The 23,140-nt window shown below is 56.0% G+C and carries 22 protein-coding genes and 1 pseudogene; 17 read left to right on the top strand and 6 right to left on the bottom strand.

What is annotated here, in order from left to right:
* Positions 1–312 precede the first annotated feature (312 nt).
* The 11 genes from glyS to rfbD all read left to right on the top strand — a co-directional run bounded on the left by glyS (position 313) and on the right by rfbD (position 11,420).
* Positions 313–2,376 carry a glycine--tRNA ligase subunit beta gene (gene glyS / locus H9Q10_RS02710; RefSeq protein WP_197902503.1) on the top strand — a complete coding sequence of 688 codons (2,064 nt, stop codon included), beginning with the start codon at positions 313–315 and terminating at the stop codon, positions 2,374–2,376.
* A gap of 98 nt (positions 2,377–2,474) precedes the next feature.
* Entirely contained in the window at positions 2,475–3,584 is a 1,110-nt protein-coding gene (locus H9Q10_RS02705) for a glycosyltransferase family 9 protein (RefSeq protein WP_197902502.1), read from the top strand.
* 6 nt (positions 3,585–3,590) lie between these two features.
* The gene (locus H9Q10_RS02700; protein WP_197902501.1) at positions 3,591–4,805 is read left to right on the top strand and encodes a glycosyltransferase family 9 protein; all 1,215 of its coding nucleotides are present in this window, start codon (positions 3,591–3,593) and stop codon (positions 4,803–4,805) included.
* 136 nt (positions 4,806–4,941) lie between these two features.
* Positions 4,942–6,051, top strand: a complete 1,110-nt coding sequence (locus H9Q10_RS02695) for a glycosyltransferase family 9 protein (RefSeq protein ID WP_197902500.1) — start codon at positions 4,942–4,944, stop codon at positions 6,049–6,051.
* Complete coding sequence (locus tag H9Q10_RS02690) at positions 6,044–7,102, top strand: glycosyltransferase family 4 protein (RefSeq protein WP_197902499.1); 1,059 nt, start codon at positions 6,044–6,046, stop codon at positions 7,100–7,102. Before H9Q10_RS02695 ends, H9Q10_RS02690 begins: the two co-directional genes overlap by 8 nt.
* A gap of 28 nt (positions 7,103–7,130) precedes the next feature.
* On the top strand, positions 7,131–8,195 hold the full coding sequence (rffG, locus tag H9Q10_RS02685; RefSeq protein ID WP_197902498.1) for a dTDP-glucose 4,6-dehydratase: 1,065 nt from the start codon (positions 7,131–7,133) through the stop codon (positions 8,193–8,195).
* 14 nt (positions 8,196–8,209) lie between these two features.
* Positions 8,210–8,578 (top strand): hypothetical protein, encoded by a 369-nt coding sequence (locus H9Q10_RS02680; RefSeq protein WP_197902497.1) that lies wholly within the window; start codon positions 8,210–8,212, stop codon positions 8,576–8,578.
* A gap of 73 nt (positions 8,579–8,651) precedes the next feature.
* Positions 8,652–9,518, top strand: a complete 867-nt coding sequence (rfbA, locus tag H9Q10_RS02675) for a glucose-1-phosphate thymidylyltransferase RfbA (RefSeq protein WP_197902736.1) — start codon at positions 8,652–8,654, stop codon at positions 9,516–9,518.
* A 15-nt stretch (positions 9,519–9,533) separates the two neighbouring features.
* Positions 9,534–9,977 (top strand): hypothetical protein, encoded by a 444-nt coding sequence (locus H9Q10_RS02670; RefSeq protein WP_197902496.1) that lies wholly within the window; start codon positions 9,534–9,536, stop codon positions 9,975–9,977.
* Positions 9,978–9,992: 15 nt separating this feature from the next.
* Entirely contained in the window at positions 9,993–10,442 is a 450-nt protein-coding gene (locus tag H9Q10_RS02665) for a hypothetical protein (protein WP_197902495.1), read from the top strand.
* Between the two features lie 105 nt (positions 10,443–10,547).
* Positions 10,548–11,420, top strand: a complete 873-nt coding sequence (gene rfbD / locus H9Q10_RS02660) for a dTDP-4-dehydrorhamnose reductase (protein WP_197902494.1) — start codon at positions 10,548–10,550, stop codon at positions 11,418–11,420.
* Positions 11,421–11,565: 145 nt separating this feature from the next.
* On the opposite strand, the gene H9Q10_RS02655 is transcribed toward rfbD, so the two are convergent.
* From H9Q10_RS02655 to H9Q10_RS02645, 3 genes are all read right to left on the bottom strand, one after another.
* Positions 11,566–12,456, bottom strand: coding sequence for a prephenate dehydrogenase (locus tag H9Q10_RS02655; RefSeq protein ID WP_238480120.1), 891 nt, complete (start codon positions 12,454–12,456; stop codon positions 11,566–11,568).
* Between the two features lie 239 nt (positions 12,457–12,695).
* Positions 12,696–13,421, bottom strand: coding sequence for a phosphatidylserine decarboxylase (locus tag H9Q10_RS02650; protein ID WP_197902493.1), 726 nt, complete (start codon positions 13,419–13,421; stop codon positions 12,696–12,698).
* Between the two features lie 248 nt (positions 13,422–13,669).
* Positions 13,670–14,230 carry a hypothetical protein gene (locus H9Q10_RS02645; RefSeq protein ID WP_197902492.1) on the bottom strand — a complete coding sequence of 187 codons (561 nt, stop codon included), beginning with the start codon at positions 14,228–14,230 and terminating at the stop codon, positions 13,670–13,672.
* Positions 14,231–14,822: 592 nt separating this feature from the next.
* On the opposite strand from H9Q10_RS02645, the gene argG reads away from it, so the two are divergent.
* The 6 genes and pseudogenes from argG to H9Q10_RS12320 form a co-directional block, all read left to right on the top strand.
* A complete protein-coding gene (argG, locus tag H9Q10_RS02640) occupies positions 14,823–16,169 on the top strand; it encodes an argininosuccinate synthase (RefSeq protein WP_197902491.1) in 1,347 nt (448 codons plus the stop codon).
* A gap of 270 nt (positions 16,170–16,439) precedes the next feature.
* Positions 16,440–17,624 (top strand): GTPase HflX, encoded by a 1,185-nt coding sequence (hflX, locus tag H9Q10_RS02635; protein ID WP_197902490.1) that lies wholly within the window; start codon positions 16,440–16,442, stop codon positions 17,622–17,624.
* 46 nt (positions 17,625–17,670) lie between these two features.
* A complete protein-coding gene (locus H9Q10_RS02630) occupies positions 17,671–18,504 on the top strand; it encodes an alpha/beta hydrolase (RefSeq protein WP_197902489.1) in 834 nt (277 codons plus the stop codon).
* Between the two features lie 113 nt (positions 18,505–18,617).
* Positions 18,618–19,085 (top strand): hypothetical protein, encoded by a 468-nt coding sequence (locus H9Q10_RS02625; RefSeq protein ID WP_197902488.1) that lies wholly within the window; start codon positions 18,618–18,620, stop codon positions 19,083–19,085.
* A 208-nt stretch (positions 19,086–19,293) separates the two neighbouring features.
* Positions 19,294–20,283, top strand: a complete 990-nt coding sequence (locus tag H9Q10_RS02620) for an NAD-dependent epimerase/dehydratase family protein (RefSeq protein ID WP_197902487.1) — start codon at positions 19,294–19,296, stop codon at positions 20,281–20,283.
* A gap of 2 nt (positions 20,284–20,285) precedes the next feature.
* Positions 20,286–20,396: pseudogene (locus tag H9Q10_RS12320) on the top strand (IS5/IS1182 family transposase); the annotation flags it as partial.
* 49 nt (positions 20,397–20,445) lie between these two features.
* Here the strand turns inward: H9Q10_RS12320 and H9Q10_RS02610 are convergent.
* The 3 genes from H9Q10_RS02610 to rodA all read right to left on the bottom strand — a co-directional run bounded on the left by H9Q10_RS02610 (position 20,446) and on the right by rodA (position 23,140).
* Positions 20,446–21,096 carry a MarC family protein gene (locus H9Q10_RS02610; protein WP_197902486.1) on the bottom strand — a complete coding sequence of 217 codons (651 nt, stop codon included), beginning with the start codon at positions 21,094–21,096 and terminating at the stop codon, positions 20,446–20,448.
* Between the two features lie 23 nt (positions 21,097–21,119).
* Positions 21,120–21,650: a cysteine hydrolase family protein gene (locus H9Q10_RS02605; protein ID WP_197902485.1), complete on the bottom strand. Its 531-nt coding sequence runs from the start codon at positions 21,648–21,650 to the stop codon at positions 21,120–21,122.
* 377 nt (positions 21,651–22,027) lie between these two features.
* Positions 22,028–23,140, bottom strand: coding sequence for a rod shape-determining protein RodA (gene rodA / locus H9Q10_RS02600; RefSeq protein ID WP_197902484.1), 1,113 nt, complete (start codon positions 23,138–23,140; stop codon positions 22,028–22,030).

Genomic DNA, 23,140 nt, shown 5'->3' with positions numbered 1-23,140 from the left:
CAAAGGCTACCTGAAAACGGATTTCCGATTTTAGCTTCGCAGAAACTCGCGTTGCCCGTTTTCAGGTAGCCTTTTTAGCCGTCCGGCAAACACAGGAACTGCGCTCCCGTACTGCTCAAACACGCCCTGCTTCGCCGGCACAAATTTTCAGGTAGCCCATACCCGACAATCTCCCCCGCAAAGGCAGCCCTTTTGTGGCATAATCCGCACCATCAAAATACCCATACCGCCCGCCTGTGCCCGATGCCAAACAAAACGCCAATCCCATCAACGCCAAGCAGGCTACCTGAAAACCATCAAACGATACGTCCGATGAGCACCTCCACCCTTCTAATCGAACTCCTCACCGAAGAGCTCCCCCCGAAAGCCCTCAACAATTTAGGCAACCATTTCGCCGCCTCCGTTGCCGAGGGCTTGGAAAAAGCGCAACTGACTGACGGCGCGGCAGAATATACCGCCTACACCTCGCCGCGCCGTTTGGCCGTTCAAATCAAAAACGTCAAAGCCGTTCAAGCCGACCAGAAAATCGTGAAAAAAGGCCCTGCCGTGGCGAATGCCATGAAAGACGGTGCGCCGACCAAGGCTTTGGAAGGTTTTGCACGCGGCGCAGGGGCGAAAATCGAAGACCTGACCATCATCAATGACGGCAAGCAGGACGTGTATGCCTACGAATACGTCCAAACCGGCAAACCGCTGGGCGAACTCTTGGAAGACATCATCAACCAAGCCGTCAAAAAGCTGCCGATTCCGAAAGTCATGCGTTGGGGCAGCAGCACGTTTACCTTCGTCCGCCCCGTTCACGGTTTGACCGTTTTGCATGGTGCAGACATCGTCAACGTCAGCGTTTTGGGTCTGCAAAGCGGCAATCAAACCTTGGGGCACCGCTTCCTGTCGCAAGGCGCCATCACGATTGAACACGCCGACAGCTACGCCGGACAAATGAAAAACGAAGGCAAAGTCGTCGCTTCGTTTGCCGAACGCAAAGCCGCGATTCAGACGGCCTTAAACGAGCAGGCAGGTCGTCTGAAAGCCGCCGTTGCCGCCGATGAAGCCCTGCTGGACGAAGTGACCGCCTTGGTGGAATGGCCGGTCGTATTGGAAGCCGGTTTTGAAGCACACTTCCTTGCCGTGCCGCAGGAATGCCTGATTCTGACCATGCAGCAAAACCAAAAATACTTCCCGCTGCTCGACCAAAACGGCAAACTGATGAACCGTTTCCTGCTGGTGTCCAACCTGCAAACCGACGACCCGTCGCACATCATTCAAGGCAACGAACGCGTCTTGCGCGCGCGCCTGTCCGACGCCGAGTTTTTCTACAAGCAAGACCAAAAAGCAACTTTGGAAAGCCGCCTGCCCAAGCTGGCGAACGTGGTCTATCACAACAAAATCGGTTCGCAGGCCGAGCGCATCGAACGCCTGCAAAGCATCGCCGCCCACATCGCCAAAGCCTTGGGCGCGGATGCCGCCGCAGCCGAACGCGCCGCGCGTCTGGCCAAAGCCGATTTGGTTACCGAAATGGTCGGCGAGTTCCCCGAGCTGCAAGGCACGATGGGCAAATACTACGCCCGCTTGGACGGCGAAACCGAAGAAATCGCCGAAGCCATTGAGCAGCACTATCAGCCGCGTTTCGCGGGCGACAGGCTACCTGAAAATAAAATCGCCACCGCCGTCGCGCTGGCCGACAAGCTGGAAACCCTGGTCGGCATTTGGGGCATCGGCCTGATTCCCACCGGCGACAAAGACCCCTACGCCCTGCGCCGCGCCGCCTTGGGCATTTTGCGGATGCTGATGCAGTACGGTTTGGACGTAAACGACCTGATTCAGACGACCTTCGAGAGCTTCCCCAAAGGCCTGCTCAACGACAAAACGTCGTCTGAAACCGCCGACTTCATGCAGGCGCGCCTCGCCGTCCTGCTGCAAAACGACTATCCGCAAGACATCGTTGCCGCCGTACTCGCCAAGCAGCCGCGCCGTTTGGACGACTTGACCGCCAAACTGCAGGCCGTCGCCGCGTTCAAGCAACTGCCCGAAGCCGCCGCCCTCGCCGCCGCCAACAAACGCGTGCAAAACCTGCTGAAAAAAGCCGATGCCGCGCTGGGCGAAGTCGATGAAAACCTGCTGCAACAGGACGAAGAAAAAGCCCTCTACGCCGCCGCCCAAAACCTACAACCCAAAATCGCCGTCGCCGTCGCACAAGGCAATTTCCAAACCGCCTTATCCGAGCTGGCAAGCGTCAAGCCGCAGGTCGATGCCTTCTTCGACGGCGTGATGGTGATGGCCGAAGACTCCGCCGTGAAGCAAAACCGCCTCAACCTCTTGAACCGCTTGGCAGAACAGATGAACGCCGTCGCCGATATTGCACTCTTGAGCGAATAAGCCACCGCATGAGATGGGTTGTCTAAAATTCCTATCGGTACTTTAGCCAACCGGCTACAGGTTTCAGACGATATTCTTTCCGATTACCGAATTCAACCATGTCCGTCCCCTTATCCAAACGACTGATTCTCGCCTTATGCGCTCATAAAACGCCCTGCCGTCATTTCGATTTTGGCAACATTTCTTCCATCCTAATCCGCCCATTCGGACAGGGTTTGGGGGATGCCATGATGCATTTGGCATTTGCCGAGCAAATCAAGTCTGCAATACCTCACATACGCTTAGGCGTGATTGTCGGGCGTAACCGCGATATCTTTGCACGCAGCCAATATTTTGACGAATTAATTCCTGCAACCTTGAAGGGGTATTACCACAATCGAAAGAAATGGCAATTTTTGCTCGATTTTAGTGAATCATTCAACACGCCCGACTTGATCGCCGACAAAATTCTGCTACCGCAGGCTGTGATGATTTTTAGCAAAGCTGATAAAGCCTATTACAACCATCAAAGCATATCCAACTTTGATTTTTGCTGCCCCTTCATCCCTACCAACCATGTTGTACGCCATTTGGAAACTTCGCTGTTGGCGAAATATTTTACCTTATCGCACATACCACCAAGCTTCTCTGTATCCAAAGAAGAAATTTATCAAGCAAATACTTTCTGGCCCAAACAACCTACCATAAAAATCCTACTTGCCCCGCAGGGTCATTCTCGAACCGGCAAGCAAATCCCACCGATTGAACTAGCTCACATACTCAATAACGCCATCCGCGATACAACACGCATCAACCTATTGTTGGGCAACACAACAAATAGCAATGAATACTTAATTGAGTTAAAGAAATACTGCCGCCCAGAATTGAATATCGCCCTCTCCCCACCAACCAGCCTTAGCAAGTATCTTGCACTGGCTGCTTCCGCCGACATTATTATTGGTGTGGATAGTGGCACGGTACATTTAGCCTGTGCTTTAAAAAAGCCAACTATGGCTTTTTACGGACAGGCAAATATCCAAACATGGCATCCCTTGCCACATCCCGACACCCCCTATCTATTACTCATTGCTTCCAAGCAAAATATAGACCCTGCAGTCTTAGAACATTTTGATTTAGCAGCGGCCACAAATTGGCTACGAGAACAAATTTCCAATATCAATGAAAACTTAACCACAACGCCAAGGCTACCTGAAAACAAAACAGAGTGAATAGATATGTCAATCATTAAAAAACTGAAAGAGTGGAACTGGCGACGAAACTTCGCGACAAAAAAATTTAAACTTTATCTACGTTATCAGCCTTTGATTATACTTGATCGCCTGTTTGCTAGAGAAAAACCACAAGAGACGCACCCTATCAAAAATATTCTGTTAATCCGCAACGACGTTATTGGTGATATGATTGTTAGCACAGGGTTGATTCGAAAACTGGCACAAGCAGGTTATAATGTGTATGTTTCATCTGGGAAATCTGCCTTAGATATTATTCGTAACAACCCCTATGTATGCGGCACTTTCTTATATGATTCGTCTTCTCTTTCTCGTTTTATCCGCTCCATACGAAAAATCCGTCAACACCATTTTGACTTATCAGTAGAACTACGAGTTTCACGTGAAATATCTTTATATGACTCTCTTTATCATGGATTAATCCATACAGATATCTTATTAGGCTTTAATAAACCATTTTTACACACATTTAATGCATCTATTAATTGTGATGTGTCAAATATTCATGTTACTGAACCTTTCAAACTTCTACTAGAATATCTGCATCTTGACTCCTTATATTTAGATTATGAATTATTTATTGATGCCGATACTGAACACTACATCTTACCTTATCTACCTAAACAAAAATTCGCAGTATTAAATCCATTTGGCAGCAAAGAAAAGAGATGTCTATCAGAGCAACAGATACAAGCAATTTGTTACAATTTAGAGCAACAAGGATTTGCAACCATATTAGTAGGTTCTCCAGATAAAATTAATAAGATTAAAATAGATAAATCTACTACTTTTCCTTCTCGAGATATATTAGATGTTATTGCTTTAATTAAATATTCTGACTTAGTTGTTACTGTCGATACATCTGTTATTCATGCAGCTGCTGCTTTTACTAAAAATACCATTGGGCTATATTTGGATACCCAGCACCCACTAGCAGAATGTAGTCAGATAAATAAAGGGTTAAAATACAAACTTAATATGGATTTTTTTAGATATCGCGCCAAAATATGTTATGGCTTATCCAAATCATCTAATGATGTTTTACATAATTTTTTTACTGTTAACAATATATTTTGGGCACCAAATAATCCTAATGCAGTTCAGCTTTTCTTTCCAGAAGAGGAAATCTCATTAGTCCCTATTGAAGAATTATCTCTACAGATTAACCATGCCTTACATATAATAAACGATTTAAAATAACTAGCCTTCTAACCCAATAAATCATACGTAAATAAAGCTTTCTTTCTATGGAACACAAATTTGAAAGAATTTCTATCCATAAATATAGATTCAATACTACTAAAAGGTTATTTATAAATTCCTAAGGAATTTTTTGATGAAGATACCCCTTTCTAAACTTTTTGTTATTTATTTTTTTGGTCAAAAAAAACACCATATTAATTTTAACTTCTATAAAGTAAAATCTATTCTAATACGCCCACTTGGTGATGCGGTAGGTGATGCCATTATTAATCTGGCTTACGCACAACAGCTAAAGACTATATATCCTCACTTGAAACTTGGAGTTTTGGTGACATCAAGAAACGAGGCTATTTTTGCTCACTCCCCCCTAATAGATACACTAATAGTGCGTAAGCCATTTAATTACTGGACACAAAGGAAAAAATGGCAAATATTACTAGATTTCAGTGAACAATTTGATAGTCCAAATATTATTTCCACTTCCATTCTATCTCCGCAAGTCGTTATGATTTTCAGAAAACGAAGTAATAAAAAATACTATTCTCTAGAAAATATCCACAATTACGATTTTTACTGCCCTTATCCGCCAGACAGCCATGTCGTCGATCATTTGCATACAACCACTTTTTCAGAATACTTTCAGTTGCCACACGTTTATCCCAAACTATCTGTTAGTTTAGAAGAACAAAATGGTATATTACCTTTTTGGGGTATGAGCAACAGTAAGATTCGCATCTTCATCGCACCACAAGGTAGCGTACCTGATAAATATATCCCTGCAGAAGAGATAGCTAATCTGCTTAACCATATAAATAAAAATTTGCAATCAACTATTCGTTTTCTACTATGCAATAGTAAAACTAGCGAGAAATATTACCAACAACTTAAACCATTATGCGACCCTGATATTGATATTGGATTATCACCGCCAACATCAGTTGATCAGTATATAGCACTGACCGCATCAGCTGATTTAGTTATCGGTGTAGATAGTGGTACTGTACATTTAGCCTGCGCTTTATCCAAACCACTACTCAGTTTCTATGTAGATCATAACATTCAAACTTGGGGACCATTGCATCATCCTAATGTTCCACATTTTACGGCAATTGCTCACGCAAGAAAACGACATCGTGATTCAGAAGAAATTGCTTGGCAATCACGAGAAACATTCCCAATTACTGAAGCCTCCAACTGGCTAAACCAACAAATTGCTACTCTTCTGGAACAAAAAAATGCATAAGCCTATTTCCATTAGCACCCATAAATTTGCCCAAGGCGGCGGTATAGAAAGCTATACTATTGACCTAGCAAGACAGCTATCTGCCAACAATAAGCCCGTGAAGGTATATGCATCGAAGTTCGATCAAACATTGATAGAATATGCAGAAATTCAGCCTGTATTAATCAATCAAAAGCATACTCCAAAAAAACTCCGCCCATTTTATTTCACACGTCAGCTCAATAAGCTTCATACTTCGGCTGAGTATCTGATTGCTTGCAGCCCTTCTGACAATGCAGATATTTATATTTGTGGCGGCACACATCTAGGCTACCTGAAAGCAATGCATCAATCCCCCAACCTGATTGATTGCTTGGCGATTTATCGCAACCGTACCAATTATGCTACGGCCAAATCTATTATGGCGCATTCAGAAATGATGCGGCAAGAATTGATTACCCTATATGATATTTCCCCAGAAAAAATTCAAACCATCCATCCTCCCGCCGACACAAGCCGCTTTACCCCCGAAACAACACAAGAACTTTCTGCTACTCGCCAACAATACGGCTGGAACGATGATGAAGTTGTTTTCTTGTTCCCCTCCACCGGACACCGAAGAAAAGGTTTTGATTTATTAGCCAATTATTTCCAATCTACTAATTTGCCAATTCGTCTCGCCGTGGCCGGCTCTCCTCTGCCCCATCCTGTTTCGAATGTACAAGAGCTCGGTTTCTGCAAAAATATGCCTGAACTTTATCGTGCAGCCGACTACACCATTATGGCTTCTCTATACGAGCCTTTTGGTTTGGTAGGTGTGGAATCTATCTTATGCGGAACACGTGTTGTATTATCGGAAAACATGGCTTGTTGCGAAGTGATGAATGAAGAAGCAGGCTTTTTCTTCTCCCGGGAAAATCATCTGAGCTTAGACCAAGCCATTCATAACGCGATTACCCTCAAACAACAAGGTAAACACAAACTCAGCAATCCATTATCTGCTCTCACGTATAACCCTTCTATCGAGCACCATATAGCCCGACTTTATAGCATGCTGGATTCGCTCGAATAAATCTTCCCTCATCCAGCGTATTTTGCCCATGCACCTCCTCCTCACCGGCGGCGCCGGCTTTATCGGCTCGGCAGTTGTCCGCCACATCATCCACCATACCCAAGACTCCGTTGTCAATCTCGACAAGCTCACTTATGCGGGCAACCTCGAATCCTTGGCAGAAGTTTCAGGTAGCCCCCGCTATTCCTTCGAGCAAGTGGATATTTGCAATCGCGCCGAGCTCAACCGCGTGTTTGCCCAACACCAGCCCGATGCCGTGATGCATTTGGCGGCAGAAAGCCATGTCGATCGCTCCATCGATTCCGCCGGCGAATTTATCCAAACCAACATCGTCGGCACCTTTCATCTGCTCGAAGCCGCCCGCGCCTATTGGCAAGGGCTACCTGAAAACCGCCGCTCCGCCTTCCGCTTCCACCATATCTCCACCGACGAAGTGTATGGCGATTTGCACGGCACGGACGATCTATTCACCGAAACCACGCCCTACGCCCCCTCCAGCCCCTATTCCGCCAGCAAAGCCTCCAGCGACCACCTCGTGCGCGCCTGGCAGCGCACCTACGGCCTGCCCACCCTCATCACCAACTGCTCCAACAACTACGGCCCCCACCACTTCCCCGAAAAGCTCATCCCCCTGATGATTTTAAACGCGCTAGCCGGCAAACCCCTGCCCATATACGGCAACGGCCAGCAAATCCGCGATTGGCTCTTCGTGGAAGACCACGCCCGCGCGCTATATCAAGTCATCACCCAAGGCAAAGTCGGCGAAAGCTACAACATCGGCGGCCACAACGAAAAAACCAACCTTGAAGTAGTACAGACCATCTGCGCCCTGTTGGAAGAGCTCGTGCCGCAGAAACCCGCCGGCGTGGCGCACTATGCCGACCTCATCACCTTCGTGCCCGACCGTCCCGGCCACGACCTGCGCTACGCCATCGATGCCGCCAAAATCGGCCGAGAGCTCGGCTGGCGGCCGCAGGAAACATTTGAGTCCGGCATGCGAAAAACCGTAGAATGGTATTTAAACAACCGCTCCTGGTGGCAGCACATTCTTGACGGCAGTTACCGCCTCGAGCGCCTCGGTCTCAACCCATGATTTCGGAGAAGCGAATGAACATCCGCCACACCGCCCTGCTCGGCTTTATCGCCCTAGGCCTCGCCGCCCCCGGCCTCACCCAAGCCAAACCGCAACCACACCGCACACCTGCCGCTCAGCAGCAACGTGCCGATGGCAGCAGCCAAGAGCGTGCCGTCGTAATCCACGAAAACGACACCCCGCGCGGCATCGCCGCCGAAAACCGCTGGATTGCGCAACATATGCCAGGCTACCGCAAAGTCGGCCAAGCCCTGATCCAAGGGCAGCACGGCATTTACGACCGCATCAGCGTGGTCGGCCCGAACGGCGAGCGCAAAGAAGTGTTCTTTGAAATCAGCGAATTCTTCGGCCGCTACAACGGCAAACTGCTGGGTGCCGAATAAACATCAACACCACGCAACAACAGGCTACCTGAAAACTTTTTCAGGTAGCCTGTTGGCAGGAAAAGACCCAAATATGAAAGGCATCATCCTCGCCGGCGGCTCCGGCACACGGCTCTACCCCCTCACCCGCGGTACCGCCAAGCAGCTCCTGCCCGTGTACGACAAACCGATGATCTACTATCCCCTGTCCGTGCTCATGCTCGCCGGCATCCGCGACATCCTCATCATCACCACCCCCGAAGACAACGCCGCCTTCCGCCGCCTGCTCGGCAACGGCGCCGACTTCGGCATCCGCCTGCAATACGCCGAGCAGCCCAGCCCCGACGGCCTCGCCCAAGCCTTCATCATCGGCGAAGAATTCATCGGCAGCAGCAACGTCTGCCTCGTGCTCGGCGACAACATCTTCTACGGCCAATCCTTCACCCAAACCCTACAGCAAGCCGCCGCCAAAACCCACGGCGCCACCGTGTTCGGCTACCAAGTGAAAGACCCCGAACGTTTCGGCGTGGTCGAATTCGACAGCCAATTCAACGCCCTATCCATCCAAGAAAAACCCAATCAGCCCAAATCCGATTGGGCAGTAACCGGCCTCTATTTCTACGACAACCGCGTAATCGAATTCGCCAAACAAATCAAACCCTCCCCGCGCGGCGAGCTCGAAATTTCCGACCTCAACCAGCTCTACCTCGAAGACGGCAGTCTCTCCGTGCAGCTGCTCGGCCGCGGCTTTGCCTGGCTCGACACCGGCACGCATGAAAGCCTGCACGAAGCCGCCGCCTTCGTGCGCACCATCCAAAACGTGCAAGCTCTCCAGGTAGCCTGCCTCGAAGAAATCGCCTGGCGCAACGGCTGGCTCTCCAACGAGCAGCTAGCCGCCCTAGCCCAACCCATGGCCAAAAACCAATACGGCCAATACCTGCTGCGCCTGCTAAACAAATAATCCCTCAGCTGCCCCATGAAACCGCTTGCCCTCCTCACCCTCCTGCTCGCCGCCCCGCTCACCCGCGCCGACATATCCTTCGTCCGCCACATGAGCCACGCCGAATGCCAGAAAGCTCTCACCGACAGCTTGGAAATGTATGTTGATGCCCGCCACTGCGAAAAAGCCGACACAGAGCAAACCCGTCAGCGTGCCCTAATCGGCTGGTATGCCGTGGGCGAGCTCAACAGCCAATCCGGCAACGAAGAGTTCAAGCGCTGCTCCCCCACCCCCGCACAGCGGCAAGAGCTTGCTAACCTGGTCAATCGCTACGAAGCCATCATGCGCAGCCCTGAGCGCCTGCAAAGCTTCTGCACCCCCACCCACCGCGCCCGCATCGCCCCGCTCTATCCCCGCTATATGCAATTGCTGCAAGAGCTGGAAAACACCCGTCGGCAAAACAGCAATCCACCCAACTGATTTTCAGGTAGCCCTATGCGCCACATCGCCATCTTTGCACTATTTATTGCTGCTGCTATGACTGCCTTTGCCAAAACACGCTTCGAGCGCCTTCCAGCCAATAGCAACGATTGGATAACCGGCTCATTCCTGCGCGAACACGCCCAATGCCGCCCTGCCATGCCCAACGGCCGCCCCGGCGCGCCCCTGCCCTGCATCGTGTACCACATCCCGCCCATGCCCGGCGCCCCGTCTGACACACCATACGGCAAACACTTTCTGCAATTCGAATTCTCCGGCCAAAGCATGCAGCTCCCACTCACGCCAAACCGCCAAAACCAACTTGCCTACACTCCGCAGCCGCCTGCCATTGCCCAAGCACAAAACAACGGCTGGACATATTTCCGCTTCACCAACATCGGAGGCAAACCCATCAGCTTTTATAGCAACACACAAATGCTCAACCACCTCAACCACAAAAAATAACCCAGGCTACCTGAAAAACATCATGCACATCCTCCACAATGTCAAACTCCTGAGCCAAACCATACTGTTCGGCTAAACAGCAAACTTTTCAGGTAGCCCACCCCCATGAAACTCCTCATCACCGGCCACCAAGGCCAAGTCGGCCAATCCCTTGTGCAACAGGCCGCCGCCCGGCATTTTCAGATAGCCGCCTACGACCGCAGCCAGCTCGACATCGCCGATCCCGCCGCCGTATGGCAGGCCGTCGAGCGCGAGCAGCCCGCCGTCATCATCAACGCCGCCGCCTACACCGCCGTAGACAAAGCCGAAAGCGAGCCCGCCGCCGCCCACGCCGCCAATGCCGCCGGCCCCGCCAACCTCGCCCACGCCGCCCAACGCAGCGGCGCCGCCCTGCTGCACATTTCCACCGACTACGTCTTCGACGGCCGCACCAGCCGCCCCTACCGCGAAACCGACACCCCCCATCCCCAAACCGTCTATGGCCAAAGCAAGCTTGCCGGCGAACAAGCCGTGCAGGCCGCCTGCCCCCGCCACATCATTTTGCGCACCGCCTGGGTGTTTGGCGAACACTGCGGCAACTTCGTCAAAACCATGCTCCGCCTCGGCCACGAACGCGACAGCCTCGGCATCGTGGCCGACCAAGCCGGCGCCCCCACCTACGCCGGCCACATCGCCGCCGCCCTGCTGCATCTCGCCGAACGCACCCAAAGCGCCAACTGCCCCTACGGCCTCTACCACTTTTCAGGCAGCCCCCACACCACCTGGCACGGCTTCGCCGCCGAAATCTTCCGCCGCGCCACCGAGCAAGGCATCCTGCCACGCGCCCCCGAACTGCACGCCATCGCCACCGCCGACTATCCCACTCCCGCCCGCCGCCCCGCCGATTCCCGCCTCGACTGCGGCAAAATCCACAGCGCCTTCGGCATCCCTCCCAGCGACTGGCAAAGCGCCTTAAACAACTTGGCCTCCTACCTCTAATCAGCCGGCCACACAGCAGGCTACCTGAAAAACAAGCCACAGCGCGTTCCCTGTTTTTGTAAAACCAATACCACGCCCGCCCCAAAAAATTTTCAGGTAGCCCCATAAAGGCTACCTGAAAAATAATCTCCAAATAAATCAAACCCTATCCCCGCTCCCTTTCCCACGCCCGCCGCGCCGCGCTCGCCTCGGCAAACCTTTCCCGCAAGCCCGCCTTATCTTCCCGCGCCAAACATTCGCGCAACTGCGCCAGCTGCCGCTCCTGCCCTTCCAGCAGCGCCAACAGGTTTCCCCGATTGGCCAGCGCAATGTCCGCCCACATCGTCGGCTCGCTCCCCGCCAGCCGCGAAAAATCGCGGAACCCGCTGCCCGCCAGCCGCAGCCATTCTTCCGACTCCGCCGCGAGCGCAATCTGCCGCATATAGGCATAGGCCAAGAGCTGCGGCAGGTGCGACACCGCTGCAAACGCCGCATCGTGCGCCGCCGCATCCATGCGCTCCACCTGCGCGCCCACCGCCTGCCACAGCGCCTCCACCCGCGCCAGCGCCGCCGCGTCCTGCGCCTCGTGCGGGCAGACGATCAGCCGTTTGCCGGCAAACAGCCTCGCCTGCGCCGCCGCCGCGCCCGAACGCGCCGAGCCCGCAATCGGGTGCGCCGCCACGCAGCGCGGCCACGCCTCCGGCAAGTGCGCCCACCAAGCCGCCAGCACTGACTGCTTGGTGCTGCCCACATCGCTCACCGCGCATCCCTCCGGCAGCAGCGGCGCCAATTCCGCCGACACCTGCGCCACCGCCCCCACCGGCACCGCCAGCAGCACCAAATCCGTATCCGCGCCCACCGCCTGGCGCAGCGAGGCAAAGCCCTCGTCCACCACGCCCAGCCGCAGCGCCTCGCGCAGGTTGGCCGCATCCGCGTCCACCCCCGCCACGCAGTCCGCCAGCCCCAGCCGTTTCACATCCAGCGCCAGCGAGCCGCCAATCAGGCCCACCCCCGCCAACACCATCCGCCGCATCATCACCATTGTCTTCTCCTTCATGCAAAATCTATCCGTGCACGCATTCTAGCCGCACAACAGGCTACCTGAAAATGAGCAAAGCGAATTTCTGCGAAGCTAAAGCGTGAGCTTCAACGAAGTTAAAACGATGTCTTGGCATAGGCCAAGGCTGAGTTTCTGCGAAGCTAAAACCCAAAAGCCCGCCGCCGGCATAACAAAAGGCTACTTGAAAACCCTTTCCGGTTTTCAGGTAGCCCTTCAATCACATTCACGGCACAGGCTCAGCCCGGCAGCACCTCTTCCGCCGCCGCCTGCACCAAGGCCGCCGCTTCCTCGATCACCTGCTGTTCGCCGTCAGCCTCCAGCGGCAGCCGCGCCAAGATGGTTTCGCTGGCACGCACCTGCTCGCCGATGGCCACCAGCGGCACCGCGTCCGCAGGCAGATACACATCCACCCGCGAGCCGAAGCGGATAAAGCCGTAGCGCTGCCCGCGCGTTACCCGCTCGCCCGGCCGCACGTAGCACAAAATACGCCGCGCCACCAAACCCGCCACCTGCACAAACGTGATCTCGCGCCCGCTCTTCGTAGTGGCCAGCACCGCGTTGCGTTCGTTTTCCGTGCTCGCCTTATCCAGCGCCGCGTTCACAAACTGGCCGGGAAAATAATCCACCTGCGTGATTGTGCCGTCGATCGGCGCGCGCTGCGAATGCACGTTGAACACATTCATAAACACGCTGATTTTCAAGGCCGGCACTTGGCGGAACGGATCTTCCGCACGCTCCACCACCACAATCCGCCCGTCGGCCGGGCAGAGCACCGCATCCGTATCCGCCGGGATATCGCGCGCCGGATCGCGGAAAAACTGCACCGCAAACACGGTAAACAGCCAAAACGGCAGCGACCACCAGCCGCCGCACCAGCTCACCAGCACACTCAGCAGCAGCCCGCCCAAAATAAACGGCCAGCCTTCCCGCGCAACCAGCGGGTGGGGATAAAAACGGTTCACGGCATCATCCTTTGAAACAGAATTAGAATACGTCGGATTATACAAGAAAAGGCGGCCAACGCCCGCAACGTCCATTGAGGCTACCTGAAAATACAAACCCCCGAGTCGCCCCTGCCGGCGCAGCCGCAGCTTACAGCTGATTTCCTTCCCCTTCGCGCCTGAAAACTGCACAGAAAAAGGGAAGTTTGCACGGCACACCCGTGCCCTCGGTTTGCCGGAATGCCGTTTTCAGGTAGCCCCGGGCCGCCTCACCAATCCTCCCCGCGCTCGCCCGTGTAATCGCCCCACGTTTCCTCTTGCTCATACGGCAGCGCCAACAGCGCCGAAAGCCAGCCGCCCGCTGCCGCCACCGCCAGCAGCATATACCACGGCGGCACCGCCAGCAGCTGGATGAGCATCTCGTATGGCCAAGGCAGCACGGCGCCCAAGGTGGCCGCAATCAGGCGGTTAAACAGCCGCGGGGCATCCAGCCCCGCCAGCCGCAGCAGGCCGAACGAAGCCGCCGTCAGCCCCGCCCACACCAGCGCCGACAGCAGCCGCCCGCGCAGATTGTTTTGCAGCCGCAGCACCGCGGCCGCCCAGCCCGTGAGCGCCGACGGCAGCGCCAACAGCCACAGCCCGTGCACCGCCGATGCCAGCAACACCCCCAAACCGCCCACGCTCAGCAAATCCAGCAGCATCTCCTGCGGCGCCTGCCAGCCCCCTTTCCACCACACCGCCAACGCGCCATACAGCAGCCCGCAGCCCATTCCCGAATACAGCACATACCAGCCCACCATGCGCCGCAGCGGCAGTTTCTCCCCAGCCATCGCCGGCCTCCGTTCCAAAAAAACCGAAGGCTACCTGAAAAAGGTTCGGCGGCATAGCCGAAGGCTTCAGCTTGGCAAAACCCGCCCAGCCCGTTTTCAGGTAACCTCACCGCACTAAGAGGCAACACAGGACATATACCACAAATGCGCTGTGCTATGCCGTCCCTGCTGGCGCAGTGAGGGGAGTTTGGCGCAGCAAACCTGTGCCCGCAGTCGCCTTTCTTTGCTTCCTTTCTTTGGCGAAGCAAAGAAAGGAAGTGCCCGCGCCGACATGAGGCGCAAAGGTGAACAGGGCGCAACTAATGAAAGTTGTCTGAAACTCAAAAGGTTCGGAATTCAAACAAATGTCGATTTACCGCCTTACCGCCCCACTTTGACCGCCACTGTTTTCAGGTAGCCCACGCACACAGCAGGCTACCTGAAAAATAAGCGCAGCAAATTCCAGCAAAGCCAAAATGCCCCACACCCTTTGCCATCTGCCTTTCATGACGCCGAAACATTTTCAGGTAGCCTCTGCGCCAAAACTAGACAAGCCCCCGCCTTCTGGCACACAATCCCAGCCTTCAACCATCTTGCCAAACAAAGGAGCATCATGAGCCAGAATAACGCCACCATCCTGCAAACCCTGCCCGTTGGCCAAAAAGTCGGCATCGCCTTCTCCGGCGGGCTCGACACCTCCGCCGCCCTGTTGTGGATGAAACTCAAAGGCGCGCTGCCCTACGCCTACACCGCCAACCTCGGCCAGCCCGACGAGAGCGACTACGAAGCCATCCCGCGCAAAGCCAAAGAATACGGCGCCATCGAAGCGCGCCTGGTGGATTGCCGCGCCCAGCTCGCCCACGAAGGCATCGCCGCCATCCAATGCGGCGCATTCCACGTGTCCACCGGCGGCATGCCCTATTTCAACACCACCCCACTCGGCCGCGCCGTAACCGGCACCATGCTCGTTTCCGCCATGAAGCAAGACGACGTGCACATCTGGGGCGACGGCAGCACCTACAAAGGCAACGACATCGAACGCTTCTACCGCTACGGCCTTTTGACCAACCCCGCGCTCAAAATCTACAAACCCTGGCTCGACCAGCAGTTTATCGACGAACTCGGCGGCCGCCACGAAATGAGCCAATTCCTCATCGCCAACGGCTTCCACTACAAAATGTCGGTGGAAAAAGCCTATTCCACCGACTCCAATATGCTCGGCGCCACCCACGAAGCCAAAGATTTGGAATTCCTCAACAGCAGCGTGAAAATCGTGCAGCCCATCATGGGCGTGGCGTTTTGGGACGAAAACGTGCAAGTGAAGCCCGAAACCGTGTCCGTGCGCTTTGAAGAAGGCGTGCCCGTGGCATTGAACGGCCAAACCTTTGCCAACGCAGTGGAGCTCTTCCTCGAAGCCAACCGCATCGGCGGCCGCCACGGATTGGGGATGAGCGACCAAATCGAAAACCGCATCATCGAAGCCAAATCGCGCGGCATCTACGAAGCCCCCGGCATGGCGCTGCTGCACATCGCCTACGAACGCTTGGTTACCGGCATCCACAACGAAGACACCATCGAACAATACCGCATCAACGGCCTGCGCCTCGGCCGCCTGCTGTATCAAGGCCGCTGGTTCGACAGCCAAGCCCTGATGCTGCGCGAAACGGCGCAACGCTGGGTGGCCAAAGCCGTCACCGGCGAAGTGACGCTAGAGCTGCGGCGCGGCAACGACTATTCGATTCTGAACACCGAATCGCCCAACCTCACCTACCAGCCCGAACGCCTGAGCATGGAAAAAGTGGAAAACGCCGCCTTCACCCCGCTCGACCGCATCGGCCAGCTCACCATGCGCAACCTCGACATCACCGACACCCGCGCCAAACTCGGCATCTACGCCGACAGCGGCCTGCTCTCGCTGGGCGAAGGCGCCGTGTTGCCGAAGCTCGGCAGCGGCAAGTAAGCCTCAGTCAGAGCAAATAAAAGGCTACCTGAAAGCGGCAGCTTCAACGAAGTTAAAACGATGTTTCGGTTTTAGCTTCGCAGAAACTCGCTCTGCTCGTTTTCAGGTAGCCTTTATTCCGCACAGCTTGAGCAACACAGAGCAGAGAACTTTCACTTTGCAGGAATCAGCCAAGCCACGTTCCAGCTTCATCCAAGCCCCGTTTTTCAGGTAGCCTCCCTCCACCCATGCGCTATAATGCCGCATCTTCAATTCATTATGCCTGATGTCATGCCGCGCCGCCCGCCCTTCCAACCCGACAAATCCCTCAGCCGCCCCGAGCGCGTCTTGCTGGTGGGCGTGATGCTGGCCGACAGCTTTTCCGGCAGCAACGAGCAGCGCGCCCGCGCCTTCCAAAACGTGCTCGACGAAGCCGCCGAGCTGGTGCGTGCCGGCGGCGGCGAATTGGTGCACATCTCCACCGCCCGCCGCGATCGCCCCACCGGCGCCCTGTTTGTGGGCAGCGGCAAAGCCGAAGAGCTCGCTGCCGAAGTGCAGGCGCACCATATCGAATTGGCCGTGTTCAACCACGAGCTCACCCCCACTCAGGAGCGCAACCTCGAAGCCAAGCTGCAATGCCGCGTGCTCGACCGCGTGGGCCTCATCCTCGCCATCTTCGCCCAGCGCGCACAAAGCCAGGAAGGCCGCCTGCAAGTGGAGCTCGCCCAGCTCACCCACCTATCCGGCCGCCTGGTGCGCGGCTACGGCCACCTGCAAAGCCAAAAAGGCGGCATCGGCCTCAAAGGCCCGGGCGAAACCCAGCTCGAAACCGACCGCCGCCTCATCGCCCAAAAAATCACCACGCTGAAAAAACGCCTTGCCGACGTGCGTCGAGGGCGCGCCACCCGCCGCAAGGCCCGCCAGCAAGGCAGCCTGCCCACCTTCGCCCTGGTGGGCTACACCAACACCGGCAAATCCAGCCTCTTCAACCGCCTCACCAAAGCCGACGTACTGGCCAAAGACCAGCTCTTCGCCACGCTCGACACCACCGCCCGACGCCTGTATCTGGATAACGAACACAGCATCATCCTCACCGATACCGTCGGCTTCGTGCGCGACCTGCCGCACCGCCTGGTGGCCGCTTTTTCCGCCACGCTGGAAGAAACCGCTCAAGCCGACGTGCTGCTGCACGTGGCCGATGCCTCCCAGCCCGACTGCGAGCAGCGCATGGAAGACGTGAACCGCGTGCTGGCCGAAATCGGCGCCGCCGACGTGCCCCAGCTCGTGCTCTACAACAAAATCGACCTGCTCCCGCCCGAGCAGCAAGAACCCGGCGCGCTGCGCAGCAAAAACGGCCGCATCGCCGCCGTGCGCCTCTCCGTTACCCAAAGCCTCGGCCTCGATGGCCTGCGCCAGGCACTGATTGAATGGGCCGATGCACACAGCAAAGCCGCAGGCGGCAAAAAGGCTACCTGAAAGCTGCTGCTTTCAGGTAGCCTTTCATCCCGCATAAAGCCCCGCCATGAAATATCTCTTTATTCCCGCCCTTATCCTCGCCGCCCTGTTCGGCCTCGCCTCCTGCGCCAACCAAGCCTTCTACTATCCCGACCATATCGACTACGGCTCGCCCGCACAATCCGGCCTGCCCTACCAAAACGTTTATTTCCACAGCGCCGACGGCACCCGCCTGCACGGCTGGTTTGTGCCCGCACAAGGCGTGGCCAGCCCCAAACAGGCCGCCACCATCGTCCACTTCCACGGCAACGCCCAAAATCTCTCCGCCCATTGGCAGGCTGTGAAATGGCTGCCCGCGCAAGGCTACAACGTCTTCCTGTTCGACTACCGCGGCTACGGCCAATCCGCAGGCAATCCCAGCCGCCAAGGCCTGTTTGAAGACAGCAACGCCGCGCTTAACTACATCCGCACCCGCCCCGATGTGGATGCCGAGCGCCTGCTCGTGTTCGGCCAAAGCCTGGGCGGCACCAACGCCATCGCCGCCGTGGGCGCCGGCAACAACGCAGGCGTGCGCGCCATCGTCATCGAATCCACCTTCTCCTCCTATGCCGCCATCGCCCACGACAAACTCCCCGGCGCCGGCCTGCTCCTGAGCAACACCCACAGCGCCAGCCGCCACATCGCCGCCCTCAGCCCGATCCCCCTGCTGCTGGTTCACGGCACCGCCGACCAAGTGATCCCCGCCCGGCATTCCCAAACCCTGTTTGACTTGGCGCAGCCGCCCAAACAACTCGTGCTCATTCCCCGCGGCACCCACCTCGGCCTGCAAGGCCTGGGCGGCTACAAGCAGACCCTGCTCGAATTCTTTGCCCGCCACAGCCGAAGCAGCCCGCCAAAATAGGCTGCTGCGAAACCCAAACCCCTGCCCTCCCCCATTTTTAGCCACGCCAAAGCTGCCGACATAGCTTCACAGAAACTCGTAAAACTCATTTTCAGGTAGCCTTTATTCACGCCATGTACCCCGCTAGCCGCCTCAAACTCATCATCCACACTCTCTTCCTCGCCGCACTCAGCTCCCTGCTGTGCATCATCGCCCTCGGTGTATATGCCCACGGCGCACGTTATGCACGTTTCGCCAACGAGCCATACGCCACAACAGAAGCCCGCTCCTATTCCGGCCGCTACAGCCGCCAACGCCAAAGCTGGGAAACCGATTTGGTATTCAACACTGCCACCGGCCAAACCCTCCGACTGCGCGGCGAACGCATCAGCGCCGGTGAGAAAACCCTGCTCGAAGCCGGCCACCCTGTCCGCCGCCACTACCTGCTCGCCGCCCCGCACATCATCAAACCCCTTGGCCGGGCAGCCTCCGCCCAAGCCGAAACCACCCTCGCCCTCATCCTCGCCGCCTGCGCCCTGTTTACCCTCGGCTGGCTGGTTTACTCCGTTAAACAACGCCTGCATCTGCAAAAGGCTACCTGAAAATCCTGAAAACGATATCTTAGCGAAACCAAGGCTCAATTTCTGCAAAACTAAAGCATCAACTTCAGCGGAACTTAAAGATGTCTTATTCCAACCGCAACCGGGTTGCCGCAAAACCAAACCCAGTGCAAACATCAGCCCCACAGCCTCCCATTTTTCAGGTAGCCTCCCCCCTTACCCCGCCAACCCTTTCCCAAACCCAACGCCCATGACCATCCTCATCACCGGCGCCACCGGCGGCCTCGGCCGCAACGCCGCCGAACTCGCCCTGCAAACCGGCAGCCCCGTGCTCGCCCTCGGCCGCAATCCCGCCGCCCTTGCCGAACTCGCCGCCCAAGGCTGCCGCACCGTTGCCGCCGACCTCACCCGGCCCCTGCCGCCCAAGCTGCTGCACGGCATCCGCGCCGTGTGGCACTGCGCCGCCCTCTCCTCACCGTGGGGCCGCTATGCCGACTTCCACGCCGCCAACGTGCTCGCCACCAAGCAGCTCGCCCAAGCCGCCGGCCAAGCGCAAGTGCCCGTGTTTGTGCACATCTCCACCCCCTCCCTCTATTTCGATTTCCACCACCGCCGCAACGTGTCCGAAAACTTCCGCCCCGTGCGCTACGCCAACCACTACGCCGCCACCAAAGCCCTGGCCGAACAGCGCATCCTCGCCGCCGCCGAAAAGTTTCCACACACCCGCTTCGTCATGCTGCGCCCGCGCGCCATCTTCGGCCGCCACGACCAAGTGCTGCTGCCCCGCCTGCTGCACGTCATCCGCCAACGCGGCTTCCTGCCCCTGCCGCGTGGCGGCGCCGCCCTGATGGATTTCACCTACGCCCCCAACGTTGCCCACGCCATGCGGCTCGCCACCGACCGCCCCGGCATCCCCAGCGGCAGTGTGTTCAACATCACCAACCAAGAGCCGCTCGCCCTGCGCCAAGTGGTCGATACCCTGCTCAAAGGCTACCTGAAACTCGATTTCCCCATCCGCACCCCGCCCTATCCCCTGCTCGCCGCTGCCGCCGCCGCGCTCGAAGGCTGGAGCGCCCTCAGCCGCCGCGAGCCCCTGTTCACCCGCTACAGCATCGCCGCGCTGCACTACGACATGACCCTCGACAACCGCGCCGCCCAAACCCTGCTCGGCTACACCCCGCCCCACAATATGCAGCAGGCCATGGCCGCCACCGCCCGCTACTGGCACGAAAGGCTTTAGCAACAATATATAGTGGATTAAATTTAAATCAGGACAAGGCGACGAAGCCGTAGACAGTACAGATAGTACGGCAAGGCGAGGCAACGCTGTACTGGTTTAAATTTAATTCACTATAAAAGGGCGGGTATCCATACCCGCCCTTCATCATGGCTTTGAGCCGCCTCAGCCCATAATCTTCAAGCCCGGGAACAAACCGCGCAGGCCGGAGAGCACAATCTCCACCGCAATCGCCGCCAGCAGCAGGCCGGACACACGGTTGATGATTTTGATACCCACGCTGCCGAGCAGTTTGCTCAGCCTGCCCGCGCCCGCCAAAAGCAGATAACAGGCCACGCCCACCATAAAGCAAGCGGCCAGCAGCTGCACAGCACCGATCCACGTGGTCACATGGCTGCTGTAAATAATCACGATGGAGAAGCCGCCCGGGCCCACGATAATCGGCGTGGCCATCGGCACCACGGCAAAAGCAAACTGCTTCTCCGGCGGCAGGCTCGAATGCTCATGCTCATTGTTGAAACTAGGCTTCACCGGATTGTCTTCACCACCCATCATGCTCAGAGCAATCACAAACACCAAAATCCCGCCGGAAATCTGGAAGGCCGGAAGACTAATGCCCAACACTTTCAGCAGCGGAGTACCGACCACCCCGGCCACCACCATACACACAAAAGCGCTTATTGCCGCCAGGCGCGCGGTTTTGCGTTGCTCCTTCAGCGTGAAATTCTCTGTTTTTTCAACAAAATAGCCAAGCGCAATCAATGGGTTGTTCAGCACAATCAGGCCGGTAAACAAATATAGGGTATAGGTAATCATCTTTTCTCTCTCAAACAATCCAATCAGGCCGACAGCAGCGCCACGGCTTCGTCCACGCTCGGCATGGCGGCGAAACGGTCGCGCATAATATCGAAATTGTGGTGCTCATACAGCTCTTGCGCCGACCAGCGGCCATTGCCCAGCGTGCTGTTGGCGCCTTCCGGCAACACCACTTCGAAGCCCAAATCACTGGCGGCGCGCACTGTGGTTTCCACGCAGTATTCGGTCATCATGCCCACCACCACCAAACGTTCCACACCTTTGCCGCGCAGATAATCCAGCAAATCCGTGCCGCGGAAGGCGCTGCTATACCATTTGTCCACCACCTTTTCGCCGGGCTGCGGCGCCACTGCGGCGGCAATCTGCCAGCCGGGCGTGTTCGGCGCGAAGGGCGAATCCGCTTCGTTGTGGCGTACATAGATCACTTCGTGCCCATGCGCGCGGGCAGCAGCCAGCATGCGGCCGATGGCCGCCAGCATTTCCGCGCCGCGATAGGCGCCCATATCCAGCAAGGCCTGCTGGGTGTCGATGACCAGTAAAACGGTTTTCTTCATGTTGTTCTTTCTGTGGCAAAGGCTACCTGAAATTTCCGTTTCAGTGCAGCCCAAAACAATAAGCCCGGCGCAGGCCGGAGCAATGTCGCTATTCTATACGCACGGCGCGGCCTTTGCCATGGAGGAACACCACACTGGGTCAAATATATAGCGGATTCAACACACCTAGCCGCCATTTTGCATGGAAAATCCCTCCCTACAGCAAAGGCTACCTGAAAATGAACAAAGCAAGTTTTAACTTGCGTTGAAGCTCACATTTTAGCTTCGCAGAAATTCGCTTTGCTCATTTTCAGGTAGCCTTTTTCGGGCTTCTGCCGTTCGCGTTTCCCTCTTTCGGAAACCGTGTTTCGGGCAGGTAAGGTTTTCAGGTAGCCTGCTTACATTTTGCTCTGCTGGTTGCTGATGCCCATCAGCATGGCGATAATGATCATGATGGAAAGCGTGGCCGTGCCGCCATAGCTCACCAAGGGCAGCGGCACGCCCACCACTGGCAAAATGCCGCTCACCATGCCCATGTTCACGAAAATATAGCAAAACAGCGTCATGGTGAGCGCGCCGGCCAGAGTGCGGCTGTAGAGCGTGGGCGCTTTAGCGGCGATGTAGAGGCCGCGACCCAGCATGATGGTGTATACCAGCAGCAGCAGGATGTTGCCAATGAGGCCGAATTCCTCGCCATACACGGCGAAAATGAAGTCGGTGGTGGATTCGGGAATGTAGTCGAGATGGGTTTGCGTGCCGTTGAGCCAGCCTTTGCCCCAGATACCGCCGGAGCCGATGGCGGTCATCGACTGCAAAATGTGGTAGCCGGCGCCGAGCGGATCTTTGCTCGGATCAAGCAGGGTGAGCACGCGGGTGCGCTGGTAGTCGTGCATCACGTAATTCCACATCAGCGGCAGCGAGGCGAAAAAGCCCACAATCGACACCGCAATCACCCGCCACGACAACCCGGCAAAAAACATCACAAACAGCCCGGACGCCATAATCAGCACCGCCGTGCCCAAATCGGGCTGCTTCAAAATCAGGAACACCGGCGCCATCACCAGCCCCAGCGCGCCCAAGTAATGCTTCCAATCCAGCTCCGATTCGTGCTTCTGCAGAAACCACGCCACCGTCATCGGCAGCGCGATTTTCATCAATTCGGAAGGCTGCAGGCGGATGATGCCCAAATTCAACCAGCGCTGCGAGCCGTTCACAGTGATGCCGAAAAAGTGCACGCCTATCAGCATCAGCAGGCTGAAGGCATACAGCGGCACGGCGAAATTGCCCAGCATCTGCGGCCGCGTGCGCGCGATGCCCCACAGCAGCACGAAGCCCAGCACCGTGTGCAGGGTTTTGTTTTCCAGCTGGCCGATGCTCTGACCGTCGGCCGAATACAGCAGGAACAGGCTCATCACATAGATGGCGAGCATGCTGTAAAACAGCCACATATCCATCGGCTCCCAGATTTTCTGCCAATAGCGGCGGATCGAACGAACGGGATGTTGTTGCAT

This window comes from Eikenella glucosivorans (assembly GCF_016025525.2).
In the GTDB taxonomy this organism is placed as follows: domain Bacteria; phylum Pseudomonadota; class Gammaproteobacteria; order Burkholderiales; family Neisseriaceae; genus Eikenella; species Eikenella glucosivorans.
This window is presented reverse-complemented; position numbering and strand designations above follow the sequence as displayed.

What these genes read in the sequence shown, in the direction of transcription:
- glyS (WP_197902503.1), top strand. Translation starts at nt 313, where the DNA reads ATGAGCACCTCCACCCTTCTAATCGAACTCCTCACCGAAGAGCTCCCC.
- H9Q10_RS02705 (WP_197902502.1), top strand. Translation starts at nt 2,475, where the DNA reads ATGTCCGTCCCCTTATCCAAACGACTGATTCTCGCCTTATGCGCTCAT.
- H9Q10_RS02700 (WP_197902501.1), top strand. Translation starts at nt 3,591, where the DNA reads ATGTCAATCATTAAAAAACTGAAAGAGTGGAACTGGCGACGAAACTTC.
- H9Q10_RS02695 (WP_197902500.1), top strand. Translation starts at nt 4,942, where the DNA reads ATGAAGATACCCCTTTCTAAACTTTTTGTTATTTATTTTTTTGGTCAA.
- H9Q10_RS02690 (WP_197902499.1), top strand. Translation starts at nt 6,044, where the DNA reads ATGCATAAGCCTATTTCCATTAGCACCCATAAATTTGCCCAAGGCGGC.
- rffG (WP_197902498.1), top strand. Translation starts at nt 7,131, where the DNA reads ATGCACCTCCTCCTCACCGGCGGCGCCGGCTTTATCGGCTCGGCAGTT.
- H9Q10_RS02680 (WP_197902497.1), top strand. Translation starts at nt 8,210, where the DNA reads ATGAACATCCGCCACACCGCCCTGCTCGGCTTTATCGCCCTAGGCCTC.
- rfbA (WP_197902736.1), top strand. Translation starts at nt 8,652, where the DNA reads ATGAAAGGCATCATCCTCGCCGGCGGCTCCGGCACACGGCTCTACCCC.
- H9Q10_RS02670 (WP_197902496.1), top strand. Translation starts at nt 9,534, where the DNA reads ATGAAACCGCTTGCCCTCCTCACCCTCCTGCTCGCCGCCCCGCTCACC.
- H9Q10_RS02665 (WP_197902495.1), top strand. Translation starts at nt 9,993, where the DNA reads ATGCGCCACATCGCCATCTTTGCACTATTTATTGCTGCTGCTATGACT.
- rfbD (WP_197902494.1), top strand. Translation starts at nt 10,548, where the DNA reads ATGAAACTCCTCATCACCGGCCACCAAGGCCAAGTCGGCCAATCCCTT.
- H9Q10_RS02655 (WP_238480120.1), bottom strand. Translation starts at nt 12,456, where the DNA reads ATGAAGGAGAAGACAATGGTGATGATGCGGCGGATGGTGTTGGCGGGG.
- H9Q10_RS02645 (WP_197902492.1), bottom strand. Translation starts at nt 14,230, where the DNA reads ATGGCTGGGGAGAAACTGCCGCTGCGGCGCATGGTGGGCTGGTATGTG.
- argG (WP_197902491.1), top strand. Translation starts at nt 14,823, where the DNA reads ATGAGCCAGAATAACGCCACCATCCTGCAAACCCTGCCCGTTGGCCAA.
- hflX (WP_197902490.1), top strand. Translation starts at nt 16,440, where the DNA reads ATGCCGCGCCGCCCGCCCTTCCAACCCGACAAATCCCTCAGCCGCCCC.
- H9Q10_RS02630 (WP_197902489.1), top strand. Translation starts at nt 17,671, where the DNA reads ATGAAATATCTCTTTATTCCCGCCCTTATCCTCGCCGCCCTGTTCGGC.
- H9Q10_RS02625 (WP_197902488.1), top strand. Translation starts at nt 18,618, where the DNA reads ATGTACCCCGCTAGCCGCCTCAAACTCATCATCCACACTCTCTTCCTC.
- H9Q10_RS02620 (WP_197902487.1), top strand. Translation starts at nt 19,294, where the DNA reads ATGACCATCCTCATCACCGGCGCCACCGGCGGCCTCGGCCGCAACGCC.
- H9Q10_RS02610 (WP_197902486.1), bottom strand. Translation starts at nt 21,096, where the DNA reads ATGATTACCTATACCCTATATTTGTTTACCGGCCTGATTGTGCTGAAC.
- H9Q10_RS02605 (WP_197902485.1), bottom strand. Translation starts at nt 21,650, where the DNA reads ATGAAGAAAACCGTTTTACTGGTCATCGACACCCAGCAGGCCTTGCTG.
- rodA (WP_197902484.1), bottom strand. Translation starts at nt 23,140, where the DNA reads ATGCAACAACATCCCGTTCGTTCGATCCGCCGCTATTGGCAGAAAATC.